This window comes from Pseudomonas sp. FSL R10-0056 (assembly GCF_009600105.1).
In the GTDB taxonomy this organism is placed as follows: domain Bacteria; phylum Pseudomonadota; class Gammaproteobacteria; order Pseudomonadales; family Pseudomonadaceae; genus Aquipseudomonas; species Aquipseudomonas bubulae.
On the sequence record NZ_WIWL01000047.1, the window covers coordinates 1 to 773 of the forward strand.

At 44.9% G+C, this 773-nt stretch carries 2 protein-coding genes; both read right to left on the reverse strand.

The window, feature by feature from the left end; genetic code table 11:
* A partial coding sequence (locus tag GHO42_RS02935) for a replication initiation protein (protein WP_178114886.1) occupies positions 1 to 479 on the reverse strand: 479 nt, incomplete at its 3' end.
* 73 nt (positions 480 to 552) lie between these two features.
* Positions 553 to 773: hypothetical protein (locus GHO42_RS02940; RefSeq protein ID WP_218575982.1), on the reverse strand; the 221-nt coding region annotated here is incomplete at its 5' end.

Genomic DNA, 773 nt, shown 5'->3' on the forward strand with positions numbered 1-773 from the left:
AAAAAAAAAAAGAGATAGTCAGCCAGTTCTCCCAATTCATAGGCTCTGTCGTTCCACTCGTGGACTTGCCAGTGCTTGTGAAGCGGGTTCTTGACGATTAGCCCTGCATAGCCTCTGTCAGCGTCTAAAAGCCCACACAGAGCGTTTTCGACTGCTGCTGCATACCGCAGAGGTGCCACCCTTCCGTCCGGTGCTGTGCGGACTGCTGTGGATAGGGCATACAGAGCGTGAGCGTGCCCGTTGGCTTGATTTTTAACTGTCAGATTCGGAGCGGGTGCCCCACGGTCAGACCAATCAATGCTTGCACCTGGACGGTCAATATCAAACGCCATCCAGTAAAGGTGAGTTGGTCCGTTATGCTGTATATATTTAGCCTTCTTGGCTATCTCTGCTTTTGCTATACTTAAACCACTGAAAAGGTCATCGGTATAATATGGCTTCTTTGGTAATGTGCTTGTAAAAAGTTGTAGTTGTGTCATACTGTTTATGTCCTCCTCCCCTCCTGTGTCTTCGGTCGCCAAACTTACTGACCAGGAGGGGAATTTTTTTAAGTTATATTTTCCATCTTACTCTATTTTCGAGCGCTTTGCCTGCTTTCTGCTCGGCAGACTCGAAGAGCCTATCTAAAATCGCCTTTTGTTCTTGATTGATGTTTAAATTATCAATCTTGTCAGTTATATCTGATATGTCGCTTTGAGCAACTAACTCATCCATATAACTATCTGCTTTCACTGCGAAAACCCATTCAAAAATCTTGCTGTTAAGTTCTATTG